Source organism: Comamonas serinivorans (assembly GCF_002158865.1).
Classification (GTDB): Bacteria; Pseudomonadota; Gammaproteobacteria; order Burkholderiales; family Burkholderiaceae_C; genus Comamonas_E; species Comamonas_E serinivorans.
The window spans coordinates 1,678,214-1,698,972 of sequence record NZ_CP021455.1 but is presented as its reverse complement, the minus strand read 5'-3'; the positions used below and the strand labels follow the sequence as shown (position 1 = coordinate 1,698,972).

The following is a 20,759-nucleotide window of genomic DNA, read 5'->3' as shown; positions in this document are numbered from 1 at the left end:
GCGTTGGCCTTGCGCCAACCGGCCACGTACCGACCCGGCCCGCCCAGCAGCCGTGCGGCGGGCCACCTCCGTGCCGACTCACACCCACAGCGTTGTTCGGAGGCCGCTGCACAGACACTGCCGCCAACGGGCAGCCACCCGCAAAAGCCGCCGCCCGCCTGGTGGCGGGCGGGGGACTTGGCTGATCGCCATGGAAAGCCAAGCTGGCCGACAGGCCGGTGAGCTGGGTCGAGCCCGCTGTGCCGGCGTCAGATCAGCCTCAGGCCAGCTGGCGCTGCGGCCCGAACAGCAGCCGCCCGGGCAGCTTGCCCGTGGCCTCGCCGCGCCATTGCGTGATCTGGCCCGAGACGATGGTGGCGCGGTAGCCGCTGGCGCCTTGCAGCAGGCGCTTGCCGCCGGCCGGCAGGTCGAGTTTCATGCGCGGCGCGGGCATGCCCAGCTTTTCGACGTCGAGGATGTTGACGTCGGCCTTCATGCCGGGGGCGATCACGCCGCGGTCATGCAAGCCGATGAAGTCGGCCGCGTCCTTGGTCTGGCGTTTGATGAGCCAGGACAGGTCGAAGCCATCGGCGCGGCCGCATTCGCGCGACCAGTGGCTGAGCAGGAAGGTGGGAAAGCTCGAGTCGCAGATCATGCCCACGTGCGCGCCGCCGTCGCCCAGGCCGATGAGGCTGTTCTGGGCCGCGATCATTTCGCGGCACACGCGCAGGTCGCCCGCGTGGTAGTTGGCAAAGGTTTCGTAGTACAGCGCGCGGCCCTCGTCCTCGAGCAGCAGGTCGTAGGCCAGCTCGGCCGCGCGCATGCCGCGGCGCTCGGCCTGGGCGGCGATGGAGGTGTGCAGCGGCGGCTCGTAGTTGGGCGGATCGCTGAGCGGGAACAGGCGGCCGAAGTTGTACTGGCGCTTTTCGGGCAAGGCGGCAAAGGCCTCGAGCACCTGGGCGCGGAAGGCCGGCGCCTTCATGGTGCGCCAGCGCTCGGCCAGCGACAGCTCGCCCAGCGCCGCCACCTCGGGCACGGCCCAGAAGGGGTTGCGGCTGGCCTGCAGGCCCATCAGCACGCCGATGGCGCGCGGCGCCACCTGGGCGCGCATGGGCAGGCCATCGTCCACCGCTTTGTTCAGCAGGTCGAGCAACACACGCCAGCCGTCGGGCTTGCTGTTGTTCTGCGCCAGCGAGAAGGACAGCGGGCGGCCGGATTTCTCGACCACGCGGCGCAGCATGGCGAACTCTTCTTCGGGGGACGGCACGTTGAAGTCGGACAGCAGCTGCAGCACGCCGTGGCCGGCATCGGCCAGGCCCATGGCGATGCCGGTCAGCTCGGCCTCGCTGGCGCGCAGCGACGGCGTGGGCTCGCCCTTGACGGATTTGTGGTTGATGGAGCGCGAGGTGGAAAAGCCCAGCGCGCCGGCGCGCATGGCCTCGCTCGCCAGCTCGCGCATCTGGGCCACGTCGTTGTCGTTGGCGGGTTCCAGGCGCGCGGCACGCTCGCCCATGACGTAGACGCGCAGGGCGCCATGCGGCAGCTGGGCGCCGATGTCCATGTCGTGGGGGCGGCGTTCGACGGCTTGCAGATAGTCGCCAAAACTCTCCCAGGCCCAGTCCAGGCCTTCGTGCAGGGCCACGCCGGGGATGTCTTCCACGCCTTCCATCAGCTCGATGAGGCGCTGGCGGTCGGGCACGCGCACGGGCGCAAAGCCGACGCCGCAGTTGCCCATCACGGCCGTGGTGACGCCGTGCCAGCTCGACGAGTTGAGCTGCGAGTCCCACATGGCCTGGCCGTCGTAGTGGGTGTGGATGTCGATGAAGCCGGGGGCGACGACGGCGCCCTTGGCGTCGACGACCTCTTTGGCCTGTGTGGTGCCGTCGGGCGTGCCGCCCAGGTCGACGGCGGCGATGCGGCCGTCGGCGATGCCGATGTCGGCGCGTTGCAAGGGGCCGCCCTGGCCATCGGCCAGCAGGCCGCCACGGATGAGGATGTCGAATTCGCGCATGTGGGGTGTCTCCGGTTGCTTGTCAGTCTCGCTACTCGGGCCCACCTGCGCAGGGCACATGGGCCTGCGGTGATACCGATGACACACCAGTATCAACCACTCGTCGTTCTCAATCGAACGCCAATCACTGCATACTGCTGAACATCACCTGATTCGGCACCACGCACACCCCAAAGGTGCGACCGGCGCGGCACCGGTGCACACGCGGCCCGCACGGGGGCCGCGCCGGCACCGGCTCACGCTCAGGCAGGCGCTTGATCGGGCACGCTGGCCATGTCGAGCACGGTGCGGCCCTGGCTGCGCTTGTGCTCCATGGCGTCGAGCAGGTCGGTCAGCTGCTCGGGGCCGGCGGTCGACACCGGGGTCGCCTGCACCTTGCCGGTCTTCACCAGCGCCACCAGCTGCTTGAGGTCGTCCAGCGTGCCGACGTACGAGCCGACGATGGACACCGAGCGCTGCGGCAGCACCGGCAGCGCGAACGAGGCCTCGCCGCCCAGCAGGCCGCAGATCACGTACACGCCGCCCTTGCGCAGCACGCCATAGGCGAGCTGGAAGGTGGCCGGCACGCCGACGAAGTCGATGGCCGCGCCCAGGCGCCCGGCACCGGCCTCGGCCAGCGCCTTGCGGGCATCGGCCGCGTCGCTGCGCACGGTGTGGGTGGCACCCTGCTGGCGCGCCAGTTCGAGCTTGGCGTCGTCCACGTCGCAGGCCACGATCTTGGTGAAGCCCTGCGCCTTCAGCTGCGCGATGGCCGACAGGCCCAGGCCGCCGCAGCCGATCACGGCGACGGCATCGCCGTCGATGAAGTGCGCGCGCAGCTTGCGGATGGCCGAGAAGGCGGTGACGCCGGCGCAGGCCAGCGTGGCGGCGAAGTTGGGGTCGATGCCGCTGGCATCGACCAGGTAGCGCTCGTCGGGCACCAGCATGTGGGTGGCGTAGGCGCCGGGCAGGCCGATGCCGAGGTTGCGCGGCTTGTTGCACAGCGTGGAGTCACCGGCTTCGCACGACCAGCAGTTGTCACAGCCGATCCAGGGGTAGACCAGGCGCACGTCGCCCACGCGGGCGTCGGTCACGTCGGGGCCCACGGCCACGACTTCGCCGTAGGGCTCGTGACCCAGCGTCAGCGGCGGCACCATGCCGATCTTGGCCATCTCCATCTTGTTGCCGCCGCCCAGGTCGAAATAGCCCTGCCAGAGGTGCACGTCCGAATGGCAAACGCCCGAATGCGTGATGCGGACCACGACCTCTTTGCCCTTGGGCACCGGCATCTCGCGCAGGCGCGCCTGCAAGGGTTTGCCAAACTCGGTCACGTCAAAGCTCTGCATGTCTCACTCCATGTGGCGCCCGCACAGGCGGCGGGCGGGTTGTTCGCAGCCAAGCCAGGCTCTGCCCTTGCCCGGCTGCGCGTCAAGCCTGCCGCGTCATGCGCGGCATTCACCTCAGTATGCCAGCATTGGCGTCAAAGTCTGAACGCCAACCCCTCCATACTGCCAACAGGCATGACGCACACCGGCTCAGCGGGCGGTGTCCACCACCACGCGTCCGCGCACCTGGCCGGCCATCAGGGCGTGGGCGGTGTCGATCGCCTCGCCCAGGCCGATCACGCGCGTGTTGCCGGCCAGCTGCGCCGGCTTCAGCTCGCGGGCCAGACGCTCCCAGGCGCGCTCGCGCTTGGCCCGGGGCGCGTACACGCTGTCGATGCCCAACAGCGCCACGCCCCGCAGGATGAAGGGCGCAACCGAGGCCGGCAGGTCCAGCCCTTGCGCCAGCCCGCAGGCGGCCACGGCGCCGCCGTACTTCAGGCTGCCGCACACGTTGGCCAGCGTGTGGCTGCCCACGCAATCCACGGCGCCGGCCCAGCGCTCTTTCTGCAGCGGCTTGGCCGGCGCGTTCAGCTCGCTGCGGTCGACGATCTGGCTGGCGCCCAGCGCCTTCAGGTAGTCGGCCTCTTGCGGGCGGCCGGTGCTGGCGTGCACCTCGAAGCCTAGGCCGTGCAGCAGGCTGATGGCGACCGTGCCCACGCCGCCGTTGGCGCCCGTGACCAGCACCGGGCCGTCGCCGGGCTGCAGGCCCCAGTCCTGCAAGGCCATGACGCTGAGCATGGCGGTGTAGCCGGCGGTGCCCAGGCTCATGGCGTCCAGCGCGCTGAAGGGGCTGGGGATGGCCTGCAGCCAGTCGGCCTTGACGCGCGCCTGCTGCGCCAGGCCGCCCCAGTGCACCTCGCCCACGCCCCAGCCGTTGAGCAGCACGGCGTCGCCGGGCTTGAAGCGGTCGCTGCGGCTCTCGACCACGGTGCCAGCCAGGTCGATGCCGGGCACCATGGGAAACGCGCGCACCACGCCGTTGCGGCCCAGCATGGCCAGGCCGTCCTTGTAGTTGAGCGTGGAGTGCGACACGGCCACCTGCACATCGCCGTCGGGCAGCTGGTCGGTGGACACGGTCTGCAGACGGGCCTGCGTGACGCGGGCGTCGTCTTGCGTGAGCACGACGGCTTGAAAATCCATGAACATCTCCTGGCTGGAACAGCGGCCACTATACGAAGGCCGCGCCGCTTGGCGCTGTCGCCTGGGTCGCAGGCCAAGCAGCCGGCCGTCACCGTCCTCGTTCCCGGTCCAGTTGGCCTCCGAACGGAGTGACGATGCACCGAGTGAACCCGATGGGCCTGATGGGATCCGCGCAGTTCCGTCCCGGCGGCATCGACCACCGCCGCGGCAGCGACGCTGCTTTCACCGCACCAGCCGCGACATCGTTTAGGGTATCACTCCAATTCCATGGCCTTTTGATCGAAAAACCGCACATACCCCATATCCATCCAACACCTCAACCCAGCCGGTTCGGCCTGCGCAGACCCGACCAGGTCGCACTCCAGCGCCACGCCTGCCACAGCCAACGGCGCGTGGATGTCGCCAACGGGCCGAACGCGGCCCGCCGCTTGGGCCATGCTGGCGGGCACAGCCCCATAACACCCCTAAGGAGACCTCATGCTGCAAACCCGCTTCCAGCCGCTTCACACCGCCATGCAGGCCCAGGTGGACGAAGGCTTTTTGCCCGGCGTGTCCACCGCGCTGTTGCGCGGCCGCGAGGTGGTCGACCGTTTCGTCTGCGGCATGGCCGACATGGAAGCCGGCGTGCCGCTGCGCGAGGACCACCTGTTCCGCGTCTTCTCGAACACCAAGCTGCCCACCTCGTGCGCCGTGCTGCTGCTGGTCGAAGACGGCAAGCTCACGCTCGACGACCCCATCGAACGCCACCTGCCGGCCTTGGGCAACCGCCAGGTGCTGCGCCCCGGCGCCACGCGCATCGATGACGTGGAGCCCGCCCGCCAGTCCATCACCGTGCGCCACCTGCTGACCCACACCAGCGGGCTGAGCTACGGCCTGTTCGACCCGGGCACGGTGGCGTTCCAGGCTTATCAGGCATCGGGCGTGCACAACCCCCTGCAAACGCAGGCGCAGATGGTCGAGAAGCTGGCCACCCTGCCCTTGACCTTCCACCCCGGCGAGGGCTGGGAGTACTCGCTGGCGACCGACGTGCTGGGGCACCTGGTCGAGGTCGTGTCGGGCCAGAGCCTGGGCGACTTTTTTGCCGAGCGCATCTTCGGCCCGCTGGGCATGGTGGACACGGCCTTCTGGGTGCCCGAGGACAAGCGCGCTCGCCTCACGGCGCTGTATGGCGGCGTCGACTTCATGGACCCGCGCAAACCCGGCCTGCAGCGCATGGACCAGGCGCCCTACCCCGGCGCCTACATGAGCGCCGCGCCGCGCCAGTCGGGCGGCGGCGGGCTGATTTCGACCCTGGACGACCAGGTGCGGCTGGTGCAGTCGCTCATGCCGGGTGGCCCCACGCTGCTCAAGCCCGACACGCTGGCCGACATGAGCCGCAGCCACGTCGCGCCCGGCCTGTGCGTGAAGTTCCCCAACATGCCGACCAACCCCGACCGCGTCTACGGCCTGGTGGGCTCGGTGCTGCAGCGGCCCGGGCAGTTCGACCCCGCCGCCTCCACCGACGAGGTGAGCTGGGGCGGGCTGGCCGGCACCGTGTGGTGGATCAACCCGCGCCTGAACATCGCCGGCGTGTTGATGACGCAGCGCTACTTCGGCTTTGGCAACCCCTACACCTTCACCTTCCGGCACCACGCCTACAACGCGCTGGCCTGAGCGGGAAACGGTCGCGGGGGCCTGCCCCGCGCGGCGGTGGCCCAGGCCATAGACCTGCTCGACCAGCCCCCATGTCGGAAGCCCACGTTGGGGCGCCGGCGCCAGCCTCTGAGCCAGCCCGCCGTGCCGCTGCGCGCGCTGTTCCGCCACCGGCCTTCAGCGCCCGGGAGGCCACTGCGCGGGCGAGGCAGCAACAGCGGCTCGAATGCGGCTCACGCCGGAGCCAGCGCGCCAGCACACAGGCGTCGGCAATCGGCCCGCGCGCGCCGAAACGCCACCTCGGTCGCATCTGGCAAGCAGTATCCCTAACTGGCCGTTTTCTTGTCATCGCAAACCAGGCCATACTGCGCCTTGAATGCCTTGGCGTGCGCAGGCGGCTCCTGGCTCAGCAGCGCGCAGGCGCTGAAGTTGCCCTGCATGCGCCCTTGGGCGTCCACGTACAGCCAGTCCACCACATCGGCCGCCTTCACCGTCAGGCGCTGCCCGGCCTTGTGCGGCAGGTGGGCCGGCCGATTGTCCAGCACACCCTCGATGCGGTCGCCCTGCACCCGCAGCTCGCTGAGCCACACGTACTCGGTGCCGCCCGCGTGCCGCAGGCCCACCTTCACGGCATGGGCGTCGCTGCCGGCGATCGGTTTGGCCACCAGCCGCAGGAATTGCGGCAGGCTGGCCCGGGCGCGCTGGAACGCCTGCTGCATGGCCGGGTCGGTGTCGGCCATGTGCACGATGCTGGGCACGCCCTCGTCGTGGGCCAACACCGGCCCGGCCGACGCCCACAGGCAAGCCGCCAGGCCCAGCACGGCCAGGCCACGCAACGGATGACGCATCGCGATGCTCCCTTGGAAGAAAGCGGCGATTGTGCCGGGGTGGTGAACGCACCAGCATGTGGCATCAACCTGGACCGGGACCGCCTTCAGGCTGCGTCCGGACGAGACCTCAGCGACCGGGCGCCGCATTCACTTGGTCCGCGGCTCAGGCAGACAGGGCCAAGGCGTGCGCACGTGCCAGGCGGGCCAGGCTGAACAGCACCTGGCGCGAAGGCGTGCCGCGCAGGTCGAACCTTGGCCGCTGCCCCTGGCGCCGGGGCGACGCATCGGCCTCGCGCTCCTCCAGCGGCCGCGCCAGCGCGGCAGCCTGCCGAATCGCTGGCGCATGCGCCAGCAGCTGCTCGGCCGTCAGGCGCTGCCAGCCCCACCACATGGCCTCGGTCATGACCCACGCCTCCCAGCGCGATTCGTCGTCGGGGTCGGACGCGTACGGCGGCCACAGCTGGTCGGGCGCCAAAGCCTCGGCCCAGGTCAGCCCCATGGTCCAGGCTTGGGCCCCCCGGCCCAGTTGCTGAAGGGTGAGGGCGGTGGCGATGGGCGCGAGCACGGCCATCAGCCCATCGCTCGGCGGCGGCGAGCCGGTGGCTGCCCGTTTGCGCCAGCGGGTGAGCATGCGCTGCACGGCAAACGGCGTGGCCTGCATCACGCCCTCCTGGTGTTCCAGCACGCGGGCCAGGGGGTGTGGGCCGCCTCGCGGCGCGCGGCGGCCTGCGGGTGCCACAAGGTCTCGATCTGCGTGGGCACCTGTTCGGCACGCCCATGCCAATGCACCAGCTGCGACCATGGCAGGCTCGCATCCGGGTGCGGAGCGGGCGATGGCATGGATGCCTTCTGAGCCTCTGCTGCGCGCGGCCGCCCCGGCTCAGCGGTGGCTGATGCGGCGCACCATCCAGTCGCCCAGGCTCTGGATGAGCTGGACGAAGACGATGAGCACCAGCACGACCACGACCATCACGTCGGGCAGGAAGCGCTGGTAGCCATAGCGGATGCCCAGGTCGCCCAGGCCGCCGCCGCCGATGGCGCCGGCCATGGCCGAATACCCCGTGAGCGTGACGAAGGTGATGGTGACGCCGGCCACGATGCCGGGCAGCGCCTCGGGCAGCAGCACCTTCCAGACGATCTGGCCGGTGGTGGCGCCCATGGCCTGGGCGGCCTCGATCAGCCCGCCGTCGACCTCGCGCAAAGCCGTTTCGACCAGGCGCGCCATGAAGGGGGCCGCCGCCACCGTCAACGGCACGATGGCCGCCGCCGTGCCAATGGACGAGCCCACCACCAGCCGCGTGAACGGGATGATGGCCACCAGCAGGATGATGAAGGGCACCGAACGCAGCGCGTTGACCACCCAGCCCACGGCGTGGTGGGCGGCGGCGTTCTGCAGCACCCCGCCCTGGTCGGTCAGCCGCAGGTAGATGCCCAGCGGCACGCCGAGCAGCGAGCCGAGCACGCCGGACACGCCGACCATGAGCACGGTTTCCCACAGCGACTGGCCCAGCAGCGCAAGCATGGCGGCACTGATGTTCTCAAACATAGATCGTCTTCTCGTCAGGGTCGCGGGGCAACCGCGTGTTGGCCCACCAGTCCGCGCCCGATCCGGGCGGGGTCACGGTCTCTTGCACCGAGGTCCAGGTGTAGCCGCGCGTCGTCAGGTGCGCGGCCGCGGCCTGCAGGTCGTGGTCGGCGCCGCACAGCAGCACGGCCAGCATGCCAAAGGGCTGGCGCTGGATTTCGTCGATCACCCCATGCAGCACGTTCACCTGCACGCCCAGCGAAGCCACCTCGCTCCAGACCGGCGCGTTGGCGGCCTCGCCCCCGTAGCTGACCCGCAGCAGGTGCGCGTACACGCCGGGCGGCAACTGGGCCGCGATGCCGCGCGCCTGCTGCAGCACCGACTCGGGCAGCGAGGCCGGCAGGATCTCCTCGATCAGGCTGCGCGTGGTCGGGTGCTGCGGCCGGGTGAAGACGTCGAGCACCGGGCCCATCTCGACGATGCGGCCGCCGTCGATCACGGCCACGCGGTCAGCAATCTGCTTGATGACCTGCATCTGGTGCGTGATGAGCACGATGGTCACGCCCAGGCGGCGGTTCACGTCGCGCAGCAGGTCGAGGATGGCACGCGTGGTCTCCGGGTCCAGCGCCGAGGTGGCCTCGTCGGACAGCAGCACCTTGGGCCGGCTGGCCAGCGCACGCGCGATGCCCACGCGCTGCTTTTGCCCGCCGCTGATCTGCGCCGGGTAGCGGTCGGCCAGCTGCGCCAGGCCCACCAGCTCGAGCAGCGGCTGGATGCGCGCCTCGATCTCGGCCTGCGGCACCCCCGCCAGCTCCAGCGGCAGGGCCACGTTGCCAGCCACGGTGCGCGACGACAGCAGGTTGAAGTGCTGGAACACCATGCCGATGTCCTGCCGCGCGGCGCGCAGCTCGGCCGCCGTGAGCGTGGTCAGCTCGCGGCCCGCGACCTCGACGCGCCCGGCGGTCGGCCGGTTCAGCAGGTTGATGGTGCGCACCAGCGAGCTTTTGCCGGCGCCGCTGCGGCCGATGATGCCGAACACCTCGCCGGACTGGATGCGCAGATCGATGCCGCGCAAGGCATGCACCGGCCCTTGCCGGCCGCTGTAGCTCAGCGACAAGCCTTGAATGTCGATCATGTTGAACGTCTCTGGGACACAGACAAGGGGTATGACCCGGCTGTCGTTTGACTATAAACGGCAACCGGCGCATACCCCAGAAATCTCAAAGCCACACCGGGCTGGCCGACGGGCGACTGCGCGGGCCCGCTCACGGCCCCAAGCGGCGTGATTTTACCGGGCCGGTCCGCGCGGCAGCCCGATCGGCCCTGACTGACCGTGCGGCGAGGGGCCGCGTCGCGGGAGGCCGAGCACTCAGTGGCTGACCGGCTGGCGTGCCGCTCACGGCCATCCCTGGTGTGGATCGGGACCACCGGGACAGCGCCGCGACAAGGCTGAACCGGGCCGGGCCATCCGCAACCGGGGCGCCTGCCACCGCCGATCTGACCGCCTGGCCTGGACGGCGTTCCGGTGCCGCGCCAACGCCGTCTGGTGCCCCAACAAGCGATGCAGCGCGCCCAGTCCCCGGTTCAGGGCCGGCGCCACATCCGGTGCAGTGCCCACCAGACCGCGCCATGCCAGATGACGCCCAGCAGCAGCGCCAGGGGCCAGCTCAGCGGCGCGCGCAACGCATGGCCCCAATCCACGCCCGACGGCCAGCAGCTGGACACGGCACAGGCCGCCAGGTACACGCCCGCCAGGCGCCCCGGCCACGATCGGGCACGCACGGCAGCGCCCACGCACAGCGCAGCCACGCCAGCCAGCGCCAGCGGCGCCAGGCTGATGGCCGCCACGTTCCACCAGACCGGCACGAAGCGCACGCTGCCCAGTTGAAAGCGGCCATCGGGCAGGCGTGCCGGCCACAGGCTCAAGCCCTGCGGCTGGGCGCCCAAGATCCAGGCAACGCCAGCGTGGGCCCCCTCGTGCAACGCGGTGCCGGGCACGGCCAGCAGCGCATGAAGCCAGGGCCATTGCGCCACGTGGGCCAGGCCGCGCACCAACGCCAGCGTGACCACCAGCGCCAGCACCCAGCCCAGGCGGCCGGGCCCGCGCCGCGCCGGTGCCGCGGGCGTCGGCCGACGGTTGGTGGGGGCCGGTTCAGCCATCCGGCCCACAGGACGGGCGGCGCATGCCTGTCCCACACCGCATTGCCCACGCCCGAGTACGCCAAGCACGTCCGGTCGTGACACCGCGCGGGCAAATGCCACGACGCAGGCGAGCCGCACCAGGCCGCGCCGCGCGCGCACCGTGGGCCGACGGGAGATGGGGCGCCAAGTCGGCGCTGCTTGGAGGGCTTGGGGCCCGATCCGCGAGGCTCAACACGGCTGCATTTCCATCGGCTTCGCAACGCACGGCCCCTGCTTTGCCCGTTGCATGCGGCACGCCTCGCTCAAAGCAGTATCCATCTGTCGCCGATCATGAAATCTGGTGGAGACAGCGGTACTGCGCAACGTCAATCGGATTGGCGCATCCTCTGCACGGCAAACGGCTGTCCCCGCAAGCTTGCGCAGTGTCAAAACCGAGCGTGAGGACGCCGCGCAGGTCACGTCAGAGCGGAGGGTCTGAGCCGGTTCACCCGGCCCTTCGCCCTGCGCCATCCGCTTCAGGCGCCCGCCACGACCTCGGGCGTGCCAACGCCGTGGTCGATCTCGAAACGGCCATAGCTTTGCAAACGGGCGTGGCGACGGGCCAGCAACTCGTCCACCGACAGCCGGGCCAGACCGGCATGGGCTTCGGTCAGCGCGGCCTTCAGGCGGGCGGCCATGGCGGCGGGGTCACGGTGGGCACCGCCCACGGGCTCGGGCACGATGCGGTCGACCAGGCCCAGGCCTTGCAGGCGCTCGGCCGTGATGCCCATGGCCTGCGCGGCGAACTCGGCCTTGTCGGCCGTCTTCCAGAGGATGGAGGCACAACCCTCGGGGCTGATGACGGAGTACACGGCGTACTGCAGCATGAGCAGCTCGTCGCACACCGACAGCGCCAGCGCACCGCCCGAGCCGCCCTCGCCGATCACGGTGGTGACGATGGGCACCTGCAGCTGGGCCATCTCGTAGATGTTGCGGCCAATTGCCTCGCTCTGGCCGTGTTCTTCGGCGTCGATGCCAGGGTAGGCGCCAGGCGTGTCGACGAAGGTGAACACGGGCAGGCCGAACTTCTCGGCCGTCTTCATCAGGCGCAGGGCCTTGCGGTAGCCCTCGGGGCGCGGCATGCCGAAATTGCGCAGCGCGCGCGACTTGGTGTCGCGGCCCTTCTGCTGGCCGATGACCACGCAGGCCAGGCCGTCCAGGCGCGCCAGCCCGCCGACGATGGAGGCGTCATCGCCAAAGTGGCGGTCGCCGTGCAGCTCGATGAAATCGGTGAACAGGGCGGCGAGGTAATCCAGCGTGTAGGGGCGGTCGGCATGGCGCGCCACCTTGGTGATCTGCCACGGGGTGAGCTGGGCGTACACCTGCTCGGTGAGCGCCAGGCTCTTGGCGCGCAGCTGCTCCACCTCGGCGCTGAGGTCGACGCCGCCTTCGCTGGACTGGCTCAGGGCATCGATCTTGTGCTCCAGCTCGGCAATCGGCTGCTCGAAATCCAGAAAAGTGCGTTTTGCCAAGAATGTTCTCCAAAAAGTGCGCTGCCCACCGGCCTGCCACGCCTGAGGTCCGCCTCGGGCCGGCGACAAAAAAGCCGCCCGCGGCGGCTGCGTCCGTGCGCCAGGTTCGTCAATACGCGACCGGCAGGGGCTGAAGCGAGCGCCAAATATACCAAGTCGCCACCGAACGCCATGGCGCCCAGACCTCGGCCACTTCGCGCGCGTCCGAGCGCGAGACGGGCTCGCCCGAAAAATAGCTCTCGCTGATGCCTTTGATGAGGCCGGCGTCGTCCAGCGGCAGCACGTTGGGGCGCAGCAGGTGAAAGATGAGGAACATCTCGGCCGTCCAGCGGCCGATGCCGCGAATGGCCACCAGCTCCGAGATGATGGCCTCGTCGTCCATGTCGGGCCAGTCGCCCACGTGCAGCTTCTTACCCTGGAAATGCAGGGCCAGGTCGACGATGTACTCAACCTTGCGCGCCGACAGGCCGGCCGCGCGCATGTCATCCACCTTGAGCTTGAGCACCGACGCGGGCGTCATGCGTTTGGGCAAGGCGGCAAAACGGTCCCACACGGCCTGCGCGGCCTTGACCGAGACCTGCTGGCCCACAACCGAGCGTGCCAGCGTGACGAAAGCGTCGCCGCGCGACTCCAGGCAGACGGCGCCGCACGCCGGGATCAGCCGCTTCATCACCCGGTCCTTGCGCATCAGGTGCTGGCAGGCCTCCCCCCAATAGGCGGGCGACACAGAAGGACCTGGGGTGGAGCTGCTCATGGGGGAAAGCCCGTCGAAACGAGGACGATGAGGGGGACAAGAACGGCCCGCAGGGCTGCGGGCCGGGCAGAGGGAGGAATGCGGGAGGCTTACACAGATTCCCACGTGGTGCCGGTGGGGGAATCCTTGAGGGCGATGCCTTGCGCCAGCAGGGCCTGGCGGATGCGGTCGGCTTCGGCGTAATTCTTGCTCGCCTTGGCCGCGGCCCGTGCATCAATCTGTTGCCGGATCTCGGCCTCCGAGAGGCCGGCCCCGGCCTGCAGGAAGGTCTGCGGGTCGTCCTGCAGCAGGCCCAGGCAGGCGCCCAGGGCCTTGAGCAGCTGCGCATCGGCGGCGTTGCGCGAGCGGTTCAGTTCGCTGGCCAGGTCAAACAGCACGGCGACGGCATCGGGCGTGCCGAAGTCTTCGTCCATGGCGGCCTTGAAGCGCGCGGCCACGGGGTGGGACCAATCGATGGCCGCAGTATCAGCCGCCGGCGTTTGGTTCACCAACGAGAGCGCCGTATACAGCCGCTTGAGCGAGGCCTTGGCGTCGTCCAGGTGCACGTCGCTGTAGTTCAGCGGGCTGCGGTAATGGCTGCGCACGACGAAAAAGCGCACCACCTCGGGCTCGTAGGCCTTGAGCACGTCGCGGATGGTGAAGAAGTTGCCCAGCGACTTGGACATCTTCTCGTTGTCGACGTTGATGAAGCCGTTGTGCAGCCAGTAGCGCGCCAGGGGCTGGCCATGCGCGCCCTCGCTCTGGGCGATCTCGTTCTCGTGGTGCGGAAACTGCAGGTCGGCGCCGCCGCCATGGATGTCGAAGGTCTCGCCCAGCAGCTCGCAGGCCATGGCCGAGCACTCGATGTGCCAGCCGGGCCGGCCGGTGCCGAAGGGCGAGTCCCACTTGGCGTCGTCCGGCTCGCCGGCCTTGGCCGACTTCCAGAGCACGAAGTCGAGCGGGTCCTGTTTGCCATCGGCCACGGCCACGCGCTCGCCGGCCTGCAAATCGTCCAGCGACTTGCCGGACAGCTTGCCGTAGCCGGCAAAGCGGCGCACGGCGTAGTTCATGTCGCCGCCCTCGCCGTCACCTTCGGCGCGGTAGGCCAAGCCTTTGTCCTGCAGCAGGCCGATCAGGCGCAGCATTTGCGGCACGTGCTCGGTCGCGCGCGGCTCGTGGTCAGGCCGCGCAATGCCCAGCGCATCGGCGTCCTCGTGCAGGGCGTCGATCATGCGGTCGGTCAGGCTGCGGATGGTTTCGCCGTTCTCGGCCGCCCGCTTGATGATCTTGTCGTCGATGTCGGTGATGTTGCGCACGTAGGTCAGGCCATAGCCCGACACGCGCAACCAGCGCTGCACCACGTCGAAGGCCACCATGGAACGCGCATGGCCCAGGTGGCAGTAGTCGTACACCGTCATGCCGCAGACATACATGCGCACGTTCGCGGGGTCGAGGGGCTCAAAGGCCTCGACAGAACGGGTCAGCGTGTTGTGGATGCGCAGGCTCATGGTGGACGTGAGGTGGGAACGGATGGGAGGAAACGGCCGGCTGCCGGGCGCCGAGCGACCTGGGCCACCCCGGCGCGACGGGGCGGCCGACACGCGGTCATCCGTGCGGATGGGCGTGACAAAGCGTTCGATTGTAAGCAGGCCGGGGCCGGCCACCCCTTGCCCTCACCGCCGTCCCGACACGCGCACCGGCCGCGGTCGGCCTGACGCCGGCGCGGGACCGCGTCCTGCATCGGGCATGGGCAATGCCCCTATCATTGCCGGATGCCCTCGCTCCTTTTCAAGCAACGATCCGCGCCGGTCGCCCTGGCTCTGCTGCTGCTGGCGTGTGCCAGCCCCTTCGCCTGGGCCAACGACTACAGCGACGTCCAGCGCCTGCTCAAGAGCGGCCTGAACGAACAGGCCATCGTCAAGGCCCAGGCCTACGTCAAAGCCAAACCCAAGGACCCGCAGATGCGGTTCCTGCTGTCGTCGGCCCAATCGGCCGCGGGCCAGACCGACGACGCCATCGACACGCTGCGCGCCCTGATCTCCGACTACCCCGAGTTGGCCGAGCCCCACAACAACCTGGCCGTGATCTACGCCTCGCGCGGGGAGTACAACCTGGCGCGAACCGAGCTGGAAACGGCCATTTCCCTGAACCCCAACTACGCCACTGCCTTTGAAAACCTGGGCGACGTGTACGCGCGGCTCGCCAGCCAGCAGTACGCGCTGTCGTCGCGCGCGGGCGGCAACGCCCCGCGCCTGGCCACCAAGCAGCGCGACCTGGCGCAGGTGCTGGGCTCGGCCCAGACGGCCCCCGAGCCCAAGGCCAAAGCCTCCGCCCCGGGCAGCGCCCGCTGACGCCCCTGCGCCCAGGCCGCAGCGCGTGGCCGTGCCCTCGTGCTAGCCTTCGCCCCTTTTTCCGACACCCTGACCGACTCAACAAGGAGTTGCTTGCATGTTCAACCGCAGACAGCTGACCCAGCTGGCCTTGACCGCCACCCTGGCGCTGGGTGGCACCGGCCTGGTCCACGCCGCCGCAGACCCCCGTGTGAAGTTCAGCACCAACGTGGGCGACTTCGTCATCGAGGTCTACCCCGACAAGGCGCCCAAGACCGTGGCCAACTTCCTCCAGTACGTGAAGGACAAGCATTACGACGGCACCACGTTTCACCGCGTGATCGCCGACTTCATGGTGCAGGGCGGCGGCTTTGACACCGACTACAAGCAAAAGCCCACGCGCCCGGCCATCCTGCACGAAGGACGGGCCGCCCTGGCCAAGGGCCTGAAGAATGTGCGCGGCTCGGTCGCCATGGCCCGCACCAACGACCCGAACTCGGCCACCAGCCAGTTCTTCATCAACACCGTGGACAATGCACGCCTGGACCCGGTGGCGATCCCCGATGGCGACCCCGTCACCTTTGAATTCCAGGGCCAGGTCCACAAGGACATCCCGCGCAAGAACGTCATCAACCACCCCGCCCTGTTCGGCTACACCGTGTTCGGCAAGGTGGTCAGCGGCATGGACGTGGTCGAGAAGATCCGCCAGACGCCCACGGGCGCCGGCGGCCCCTTCCCCTCCGACGTGCCCAAGACGCCCATCGTCATCCAATCTGCAACCCTCGTGAAATAAGCACCATGCGCACACTGAACATGCACATCGCCGGCCGCGGCGTCATCACCCTGGAACTCGACGACGAGCAGGCCCCCAAGACCGTGGCGAACTTCATCGCCTACGCCGAAAAAGGCCACTTCAACGGCACGGTGTTCCACCGCGTCATCCCCGGCTTCATGATCCAGGGCGGCGGCTTCGAGTCGGGCCTGAAGCAAAAGCCCACCGATGCGCCCATCACCAACGAAGCCAACAACGGCCTGAAGAACGACAAATACACCATCGCCATGGCGCGCACCAGCGACCCGCATTCGGCCAGCGCGCAGTTCTTCATCAACGTGGCCAAGAACGACTTCCTGAACTTCACCAGCCCCACGGCCCAGGGCTGGGGCTATGCCGTGTTCGGCAAGGTCACGGCCGGCCAGGACGTGGTGGACGCCATCGCGGGCGTGGCCACGGGCAACCGCGGCGGCCACCAGGACGTGCCCCAGGACGACGTGGTCATCGAGAAGGTCGAAGTGCTCTGATCGACCGGGCGCAGCGGCTTCGGCATCAGCCGATGCCCTGCGCCACCTGTCGTCCTGCCGCACTGCGGCGGACCCCACAGGGCTCTTGCGGATCACCGACGCGCCCGCTCCTGGGTCGCCGCACCGCGATGCGCACGCCAGACCTGCGCGGCCCGAGCCTCCTAGCCTCAGGTGCACCCGCCACGGCCAGCCCAGGCTTCAGGGGCACCCGGGCCGACACGCTGCCGCGCCCAATCGGGTCAACGCGGACACGCCCAGCACCCGATTGAAAGCGCCTGCGCATCCGCAGCCCTTACGCCGCCACACACCCAGTACACAGCCCTTTCCGTCATCCAAAGAACGGAAACCGAGGCATACCCCACCATGACCGCCAGCACGCCCTTCCCCGCCAGTCCCGTGCTGCATGCCGGGGCTGGCGCTGCATCGATTTCCTCTCGGACCTGCACCTGCACGAGGGCGACGACGGCGCCGCCACCGCACAGGCTTTTGCCCATTACCTGCAGCACACGCCGGCCGATGCGGTGTTCCTGCTGGGGGACGTGTTCGAGGTCTGGGTGGGCGACGACGCGGCCACGCCGGGCAGCTTCGAAGCCCGGGTCGCCGCGCAGATCCGCGCCCTGAGCCAGCGCGCGGCCGTGCACTTCATGGCCGGCAACCGCGACTTTCTGCTGGGCCCGACCTTCCTCGCCCAGGCTGGCCTGCAGGGCCTGCACGACCCCACCTGCCTGGACCTGGGCGCAGGCCAGCGCTGGCTGCTCACCCATGGCGACGCCTGGTGCCTCGATGACGTGGACTACCAGCGCTTTCGCACCCAGGTGCGCACGCCGACCTGGCAAGCCGCCCTGCTGGCCAAGCCGCTGGCCGAGCGCCAGGCCATCGCGCGTGCCATGCGCCAGGCCAGCGCCAGCAAGCAGGCCGACATGCTCAGCCACGCCGACGTGGACACCGCCACCGCACAGGCGGCCCTGGCCGCCAGCGACGCCAGCGTGCTGCTGCACGGCCACACGCACCGGCCCGCGGAGCACGCGCTGGCCCCGAACCGCGAGCCAGCAACGGGCCAACCCATTCGCCTGTCCACGGAGCAGCCAGCGACCCCAGGCGTCGAGCCCGGCCCGCTGCGCATCGTGTTGTCCGACTGGGACCTGCAGGCCCGGCCGCCCCGCGCTGACGTGATCCGCCTGATGCGAGACACCCCTGCTGCGGCGCCCGCTGCCGTTACCGCTGCCGCAGACACGGCTGGCGCGCAGACGACGCCAGGCTGGACCTGGCAGCGCATCAGCCTGACCCAAGGCGGCGATCGGGCTGCCGCCCTGTTCGGCGTGCGCTGAAGCCCTGGGCGACAGACCCCTGGGGCCTGCCGCGTGCGCGGATGCTGGCCTCGCTCGGGCAATCAGTTGAGCGTCGCGCACCTCGACATGGCACCGGACCTTGACCCCAGACCAAGGCATCGAACGCCTCACAGGGAAGAAGCATTTGTCTACGCAGTATGGGGCTGTTCCCGTTCATGTCAAAACGGCAACAGCCCCATACTGCTTTGATGTAACGCGGGTTGACTCGCAGTCTATCGACTCGGCCGCCAGCATCGCGGCAGGGTCGGCCCTCAAGCCGACCAGGCGGTGCGCGGGGTCAACAGGACGGCCACGGCGGCGACGAACGCGGGCAAGGCCTGCACGACCAGGATGGTGGGGGAGGCGGTGAGCCCGCCGAACACGCCAGCCACGGTCACGCAGCCCAGGAAGAACAGCGTCACCGGACGATGGCGGGCCAGCGCGCCCCACAGCAGGCCAGCGGCCAGGAAGCCGTTGTACAGACCCTGGTTTGCGGCCAGCGTGGTGGTCGCATCGGCAAAGGCCTGCGTCAGCTTGAACACCCGCAGGCCCGCCGGCCGATTCCAGAAGAACATCTCCAGCACCAGGATGCCGACATGTTCCAGCGCCACCAGCAGCGTCAGGCCGCGCGCGATCCAGGCCATGGCCAGGCTCAGGCGATGGTCAGCTCAACCGGGATGTTGCCGCGCGTGGCGTTCGAGTACGGGCAGACCTGGTGTGCGGCATCCACCAGCTTCTGCTTGGCGGCGTCGTCCAGCCCCGGCAGGCTGATGGCGAGCTTGACCGCGATGCCGTAGGCGGCTCCGCCGTTGGTCGGGCCCAGGGACACGCTGGAGTCGATGGCAACGTCGTCGGGCACCTTCACGCCGACCTTGGGACCAACGGCCTTCATGGCGCCGATGAAGCAGGCCGCATAGCCCACGGCAAACAGCTGCTCGGGGTTGGTGCCGGCCTTGCCGGAGCCGGGCGGGCTCAGTTGCACGTCGATGGCGCCGTCGCTGCTGCGGCCCTGGCCGTCGCGGCCGCCGGTGGTGTGGGCTTGTGCGGTGTAGAGAACCTTGTCGAGTGAGGTGGTCATGGTCGTTCCTTGCAGGGAGTTGAGAGGGCTTCGGTGTGAAGCGGCGGAGAAATCGGTGGGTGCGGTTCAGGCGGCTTGCCGCAACCGGTCACGCAGGGCGCGCAGTTGCTGGTTGAGCTGGGCGAGTTCATCGAGCGGGCACTGGCTGGCCGCCAGCACGCAGCGCGGCACCTCGGCGGCCTGTGCGCGCAGGTTCCGGCCCGGCGCCGTCAGCCGGATGTGCACGCGCCGCTCATCGGCGGCGTCGCGCACGCGGCTCAGCAGGCCGGCGGCTTCCAGGCGTTTGAGCAACGGCGTCAGGGTGCCGGAATCGAGGGACAGCCGCTCGCCGAGTGCCGACACGGTGAGGCCATCGGCCTCCCACAGCGCGAGCATGACGAGGTACTGCGGATAGGTCAGCCCCAGCGGCTCGAGCAGCGGCTTGTACAGCCGCGTCATCGCCAGCGAGGCCGAATAGATGGCGAAGCACAGCTGGTTGTCCAGCTTGAGCAACTCATCGGGGGACGGCTTGGCGGTGTGCATGTCGAAAATGTATCACGCAATTCAATTGTGTGCAATTTATTTACCCCACAAAACCCCGCTCGTGGCGGGGTCAGTGCGACGGTGCGGCGGGCTCAGCGGCAGGGGTTGCCGACAGCCAGGCCGTCGTCCTCCTTGCCGCAGTCGCGCGCCAGCGCCTGCGCAATGTGGCTGCCCGGCGGCACGCTGCGCGTGAGCCAGACGTTGCCGCCGATGCTCGAACCCCGCCCGATCGTCACGCGCCCCAGGATGGTGGCACCGGCATACACCACCACGTCGTCTTCCAGCATGGGGTGACGCGCCCCGCCTTTGACGAGGTGGCCGTTCTCGTCGCTGGCAAAACGCTTGGCACCCAGCGTCACGGCCTGGTAGATGCGCACATTGCGGCCGATGATGACGGTTTCACCGATCACCACGCCCGTGCCGTGGTCGATGAACAGGCCCGGGCCGATCTGCGCGCCAGGGTGGATGTCGATGCCGGTCGCGCCGTGCGACTGCTCCGAGATCAGCCGCGCCAGCAGCGTCATGCCCTGCCGGTAGAGCTGATGGGCAATGCGGTGGTGAATCATGGCGTGGATGCCGGGATAGGCCAGCAGCACCTCGTCCACGCTGCGCGCCGCGGGGTCGCCATGGAAGGCGGCCATCACGTCGCTGTCGAGCAGCACCCGCATCTGCGGCAGTTGCGCCGCAAAGTCACGCACGATGGCGATGGGCGGCTGCGGCTCGCCCACGGCCAGTCCCAGCCGCGCCTGGTGGGCCTGTTCCAGCCGCACCTGGTCTTCGAGGGCCCCCAGCACCCGTGCCAGGGTGCGCGCGATGTAGGCGTCTTCGTCCGAGGTGCGCAGGGCCGACGGCCCCAGGCGCATGGGAAACAGGGCCTGCTGCAGGCCGAGCACGATGTCGGCCATGGCCTCGACCGAGGGCAGCTCGCGCTCGACCATCTCGGGCGAGCGGTGGGTGGCGGCGCGCCAGGCGTTGCGCGCATCGCGCAGACGGGCCACCACGTCGTCCAGGCCGAGGGCCTGGGCAACGTCCGGTTGCACGTCCCCTGTTGCTTTGACGGGCAGGTTTTCAAAGGGTTTGTTCATCGTGTCGGGCGCAGTCGCGGGCTTGGTGGTGCAACCCAGCCCCCAGGGCTCCCCGGGGCTGCTGGGCCGGATGTGCCGGCATTCTCGCCGCAGCCAGCCGCACCAGGCGCACGTGCACGCCCAACCCTGTCGCCGACAGGGAATCCCGATGCGCCGCCCTCTGCCGCCGCCTGGCGCCACGGTGTCCCGCTTCCACCTTGCCGCCAGCGCTTAGGGACTGGACCGGCGCCTGCCACGCTGCCGTGGTCCC

Annotated in this window: 20 protein-coding genes; 5 read left to right on the top strand and 15 right to left on the bottom strand. The window is 69.5% G+C overall.

Annotated features, from left to right (window positions below; translation table 11 throughout):
* Nucleotides 1-259: 259 nt before the first annotated feature.
* The 3 genes from CCO03_RS07265 to acuI all read right to left on the bottom strand — a co-directional run bounded on the left by CCO03_RS07265 (nt 260) and on the right by acuI (nt 4,494).
* Entirely contained in the window at nt 260-1,990 is a 1,731-nt protein-coding gene (locus CCO03_RS07265) for an N-acyl-D-amino-acid deacylase family protein (protein WP_087279196.1), read from the bottom strand.
* Between the two features lie 242 nt (nt 1,991-2,232).
* On the bottom strand, nt 2,233-3,315 hold the full coding sequence (locus CCO03_RS07260) for an alcohol dehydrogenase (RefSeq protein ID WP_087279193.1): 1,083 nt from the start codon (nt 3,313-3,315) through the stop codon (nt 2,233-2,235).
* 189 nt (nt 3,316-3,504) lie between these two features.
* A complete protein-coding gene (gene acuI / locus CCO03_RS07255; RefSeq protein WP_169717458.1) occupies nt 3,505-4,494 on the bottom strand; it encodes an acrylyl-CoA reductase (NADPH) in 990 nt (329 codons plus the stop codon).
* 477 nt (nt 4,495-4,971) lie between these two features.
* Between acuI and CCO03_RS07245 the strand changes: the two genes are divergently transcribed.
* Nucleotides 4,972-6,147, top strand: a complete 1,176-nt coding sequence (locus tag CCO03_RS07245) for a serine hydrolase domain-containing protein (protein ID WP_205690370.1) — start codon at nt 4,972-4,974, stop codon at nt 6,145-6,147.
* A 305-nt stretch (nt 6,148-6,452) separates the two neighbouring features.
* On the opposite strand, the gene CCO03_RS07240 is transcribed toward CCO03_RS07245, so the two are convergent.
* The 8 genes from CCO03_RS07240 to cysS form a co-directional block, all read right to left on the bottom strand.
* Nucleotides 6,453-6,974 carry a YegJ family protein gene (locus tag CCO03_RS07240; protein WP_157667551.1) on the bottom strand — a complete coding sequence of 174 codons (522 nt, stop codon included), beginning with the start codon at nt 6,972-6,974 and terminating at the stop codon, nt 6,453-6,455.
* 145 nt (nt 6,975-7,119) lie between these two features.
* On the bottom strand, nt 7,120-7,641 hold the full coding sequence (locus CCO03_RS07235; protein ID WP_087279183.1) for a hypothetical protein: 522 nt from the start codon (nt 7,639-7,641) through the stop codon (nt 7,120-7,122).
* Nucleotides 7,642-7,836: 195 nt separating this feature from the next.
* Entirely contained in the window at nt 7,837-8,502 is a 666-nt protein-coding gene (locus CCO03_RS07230) for a methionine ABC transporter permease (protein WP_087279180.1), read from the bottom strand.
* Nucleotides 8,495-9,616, bottom strand: a complete 1,122-nt coding sequence (locus CCO03_RS07225) for a methionine ABC transporter ATP-binding protein (protein WP_087279177.1) — start codon at nt 9,614-9,616, stop codon at nt 8,495-8,497. Before CCO03_RS07225 ends, CCO03_RS07230 begins: the two co-directional genes overlap by 8 nt.
* Nucleotides 9,617-10,065: 449 nt before the next feature.
* Entirely contained in the window at nt 10,066-10,641 is a 576-nt protein-coding gene (locus CCO03_RS07220) for a hypothetical protein (RefSeq protein WP_087279175.1), read from the bottom strand.
* A 497-nt stretch (nt 10,642-11,138) separates the two neighbouring features.
* A complete protein-coding gene (locus CCO03_RS07215; RefSeq protein ID WP_087279172.1) occupies nt 11,139-12,134 on the bottom strand; it encodes an acetyl-CoA carboxylase carboxyltransferase subunit alpha in 996 nt (331 codons plus the stop codon).
* A gap of 109 nt (nt 12,135-12,243) precedes the next feature.
* Nucleotides 12,244-12,888: a DNA-3-methyladenine glycosylase family protein gene (locus CCO03_RS07210; protein ID WP_087279169.1), complete on the bottom strand. Its 645-nt coding sequence runs from the start codon at nt 12,886-12,888 to the stop codon at nt 12,244-12,246.
* Between the two features lie 89 nt (nt 12,889-12,977).
* Nucleotides 12,978-14,375, bottom strand: coding sequence for a cysteine--tRNA ligase (gene cysS, locus CCO03_RS07205; RefSeq protein ID WP_087279166.1), 1,398 nt, complete (start codon nt 14,373-14,375; stop codon nt 12,978-12,980).
* 264 nt (nt 14,376-14,639) lie between these two features.
* Here cysS and CCO03_RS07200 point away from each other — a divergent pair, with 264 nt between their 5' ends.
* From CCO03_RS07200 to CCO03_RS07185, 4 genes are all read left to right on the top strand, one after another.
* A complete protein-coding gene (locus CCO03_RS07200) occupies nt 14,640-15,218 on the top strand; it encodes a tetratricopeptide repeat protein (protein ID WP_087279163.1) in 579 nt (192 codons plus the stop codon).
* Nucleotides 15,219-15,315: 97 nt separating this feature from the next.
* On the top strand, nt 15,316-15,990 hold the full coding sequence (locus CCO03_RS07195; RefSeq protein ID WP_087279160.1) for a peptidylprolyl isomerase: 675 nt from the start codon (nt 15,316-15,318) through the stop codon (nt 15,988-15,990).
* 5 nt (nt 15,991-15,995) lie between these two features.
* Nucleotides 15,996-16,496, top strand: coding sequence for a peptidylprolyl isomerase (locus CCO03_RS07190; protein ID WP_087279157.1), 501 nt, complete (start codon nt 15,996-15,998; stop codon nt 16,494-16,496).
* Between the two features lie 353 nt (nt 16,497-16,849).
* The gene (locus tag CCO03_RS07185) at nt 16,850-17,824 is read left to right on the top strand and encodes a UDP-2,3-diacylglucosamine diphosphatase (RefSeq protein WP_087279154.1); all 975 of its coding nucleotides are present in this window, start codon (nt 16,850-16,852) and stop codon (nt 17,822-17,824) included.
* 272 nt (nt 17,825-18,096) lie between these two features.
* Here the strand turns inward: CCO03_RS07185 and CCO03_RS07180 are convergent, their stop codons facing one another.
* From CCO03_RS07180 to epsC, 4 genes are all read right to left on the bottom strand, one after another.
* Complete coding sequence (locus tag CCO03_RS07180; RefSeq protein WP_087279151.1) at nt 18,097-18,468, bottom strand: DUF1304 domain-containing protein; 372 nt, start codon at nt 18,466-18,468, stop codon at nt 18,097-18,099.
* An 8-nt stretch (nt 18,469-18,476) separates the two neighbouring features.
* Nucleotides 18,477-18,902, bottom strand: a complete 426-nt coding sequence (locus tag CCO03_RS07175; protein ID WP_087279149.1) for an organic hydroperoxide resistance protein — start codon at nt 18,900-18,902, stop codon at nt 18,477-18,479.
* Nucleotides 18,903-18,968: 66 nt separating this feature from the next.
* Nucleotides 18,969-19,424, bottom strand: coding sequence for a MarR family winged helix-turn-helix transcriptional regulator (locus CCO03_RS07170; protein WP_087279146.1), 456 nt, complete (start codon nt 19,422-19,424; stop codon nt 18,969-18,971).
* Between the two features lie 92 nt (nt 19,425-19,516).
* Nucleotides 19,517-20,509, bottom strand: a complete 993-nt coding sequence (gene epsC / locus CCO03_RS07165) for a serine O-acetyltransferase EpsC (RefSeq protein ID WP_087279143.1) — start codon at nt 20,507-20,509, stop codon at nt 19,517-19,519.
* Nucleotides 20,510-20,759: the final 250 nt, after the last annotated feature.

Excerpts from the sequence above, each read along its gene's own strand:
- CCO03_RS07265 (WP_087279196.1), bottom strand. The coding sequence starts at position 1,990 with ATGCGCGAATTCGACATCCTCATCCGTGGCGGCCTGCTGGCCGATGGC.
- CCO03_RS07260 (WP_087279193.1), bottom strand. The coding sequence starts at position 3,315 with ATGCAGAGCTTTGACGTGACCGAGTTTGGCAAACCCTTGCAGGCGCGC.
- acuI (WP_169717458.1), bottom strand. The coding sequence starts at position 4,494 with ATGGATTTTCAAGCCGTCGTGCTCACGCAAGACGACGCCCGCGTCACG.
- CCO03_RS07245 (WP_205690370.1), top strand. The coding sequence starts at position 4,972 with ATGCTGCAAACCCGCTTCCAGCCGCTTCACACCGCCATGCAGGCCCAG.
- CCO03_RS07240 (WP_157667551.1), bottom strand. The coding sequence starts at position 6,974 with ATGCGTCATCCGTTGCGTGGCCTGGCCGTGCTGGGCCTGGCGGCTTGC.
- CCO03_RS07230 (WP_087279180.1), bottom strand. The coding sequence starts at position 8,502 with ATGTTTGAGAACATCAGTGCCGCCATGCTTGCGCTGCTGGGCCAGTCG.
- CCO03_RS07225 (WP_087279177.1), bottom strand. The coding sequence starts at position 9,616 with ATGATCGACATTCAAGGCTTGTCGCTGAGCTACAGCGGCCGGCAAGGG.
- CCO03_RS07220 (WP_087279175.1), bottom strand. The coding sequence starts at position 10,641 with ATGGCTGAACCGGCCCCCACCAACCGTCGGCCGACGCCCGCGGCACCG.
- CCO03_RS07210 (WP_087279169.1), bottom strand. The coding sequence starts at position 12,888 with ATGAGCAGCTCCACCCCAGGTCCTTCTGTGTCGCCCGCCTATTGGGGG.
- cysS (WP_087279166.1), bottom strand. The coding sequence starts at position 14,375 with ATGAGCCTGCGCATCCACAACACGCTGACCCGTTCTGTCGAGGCCTTT.
- CCO03_RS07200 (WP_087279163.1), top strand. The coding sequence starts at position 14,640 with ATGCCCTCGCTCCTTTTCAAGCAACGATCCGCGCCGGTCGCCCTGGCT.
- CCO03_RS07195 (WP_087279160.1), top strand. The coding sequence starts at position 15,316 with ATGTTCAACCGCAGACAGCTGACCCAGCTGGCCTTGACCGCCACCCTG.
- CCO03_RS07190 (WP_087279157.1), top strand. The coding sequence starts at position 15,996 with ATGCGCACACTGAACATGCACATCGCCGGCCGCGGCGTCATCACCCTG.
- CCO03_RS07180 (WP_087279151.1), bottom strand. The coding sequence starts at position 18,468 with ATGGCCTGGATCGCGCGCGGCCTGACGCTGCTGGTGGCGCTGGAACAT.
- CCO03_RS07175 (WP_087279149.1), bottom strand. The coding sequence starts at position 18,902 with ATGACCACCTCACTCGACAAGGTTCTCTACACCGCACAAGCCCACACC.
- CCO03_RS07170 (WP_087279146.1), bottom strand. The coding sequence starts at position 19,424 with ATGCACACCGCCAAGCCGTCCCCCGATGAGTTGCTCAAGCTGGACAAC.
- epsC (WP_087279143.1), bottom strand. The coding sequence starts at position 20,509 with ATGAACAAACCCTTTGAAAACCTGCCCGTCAAAGCAACAGGGGACGTG.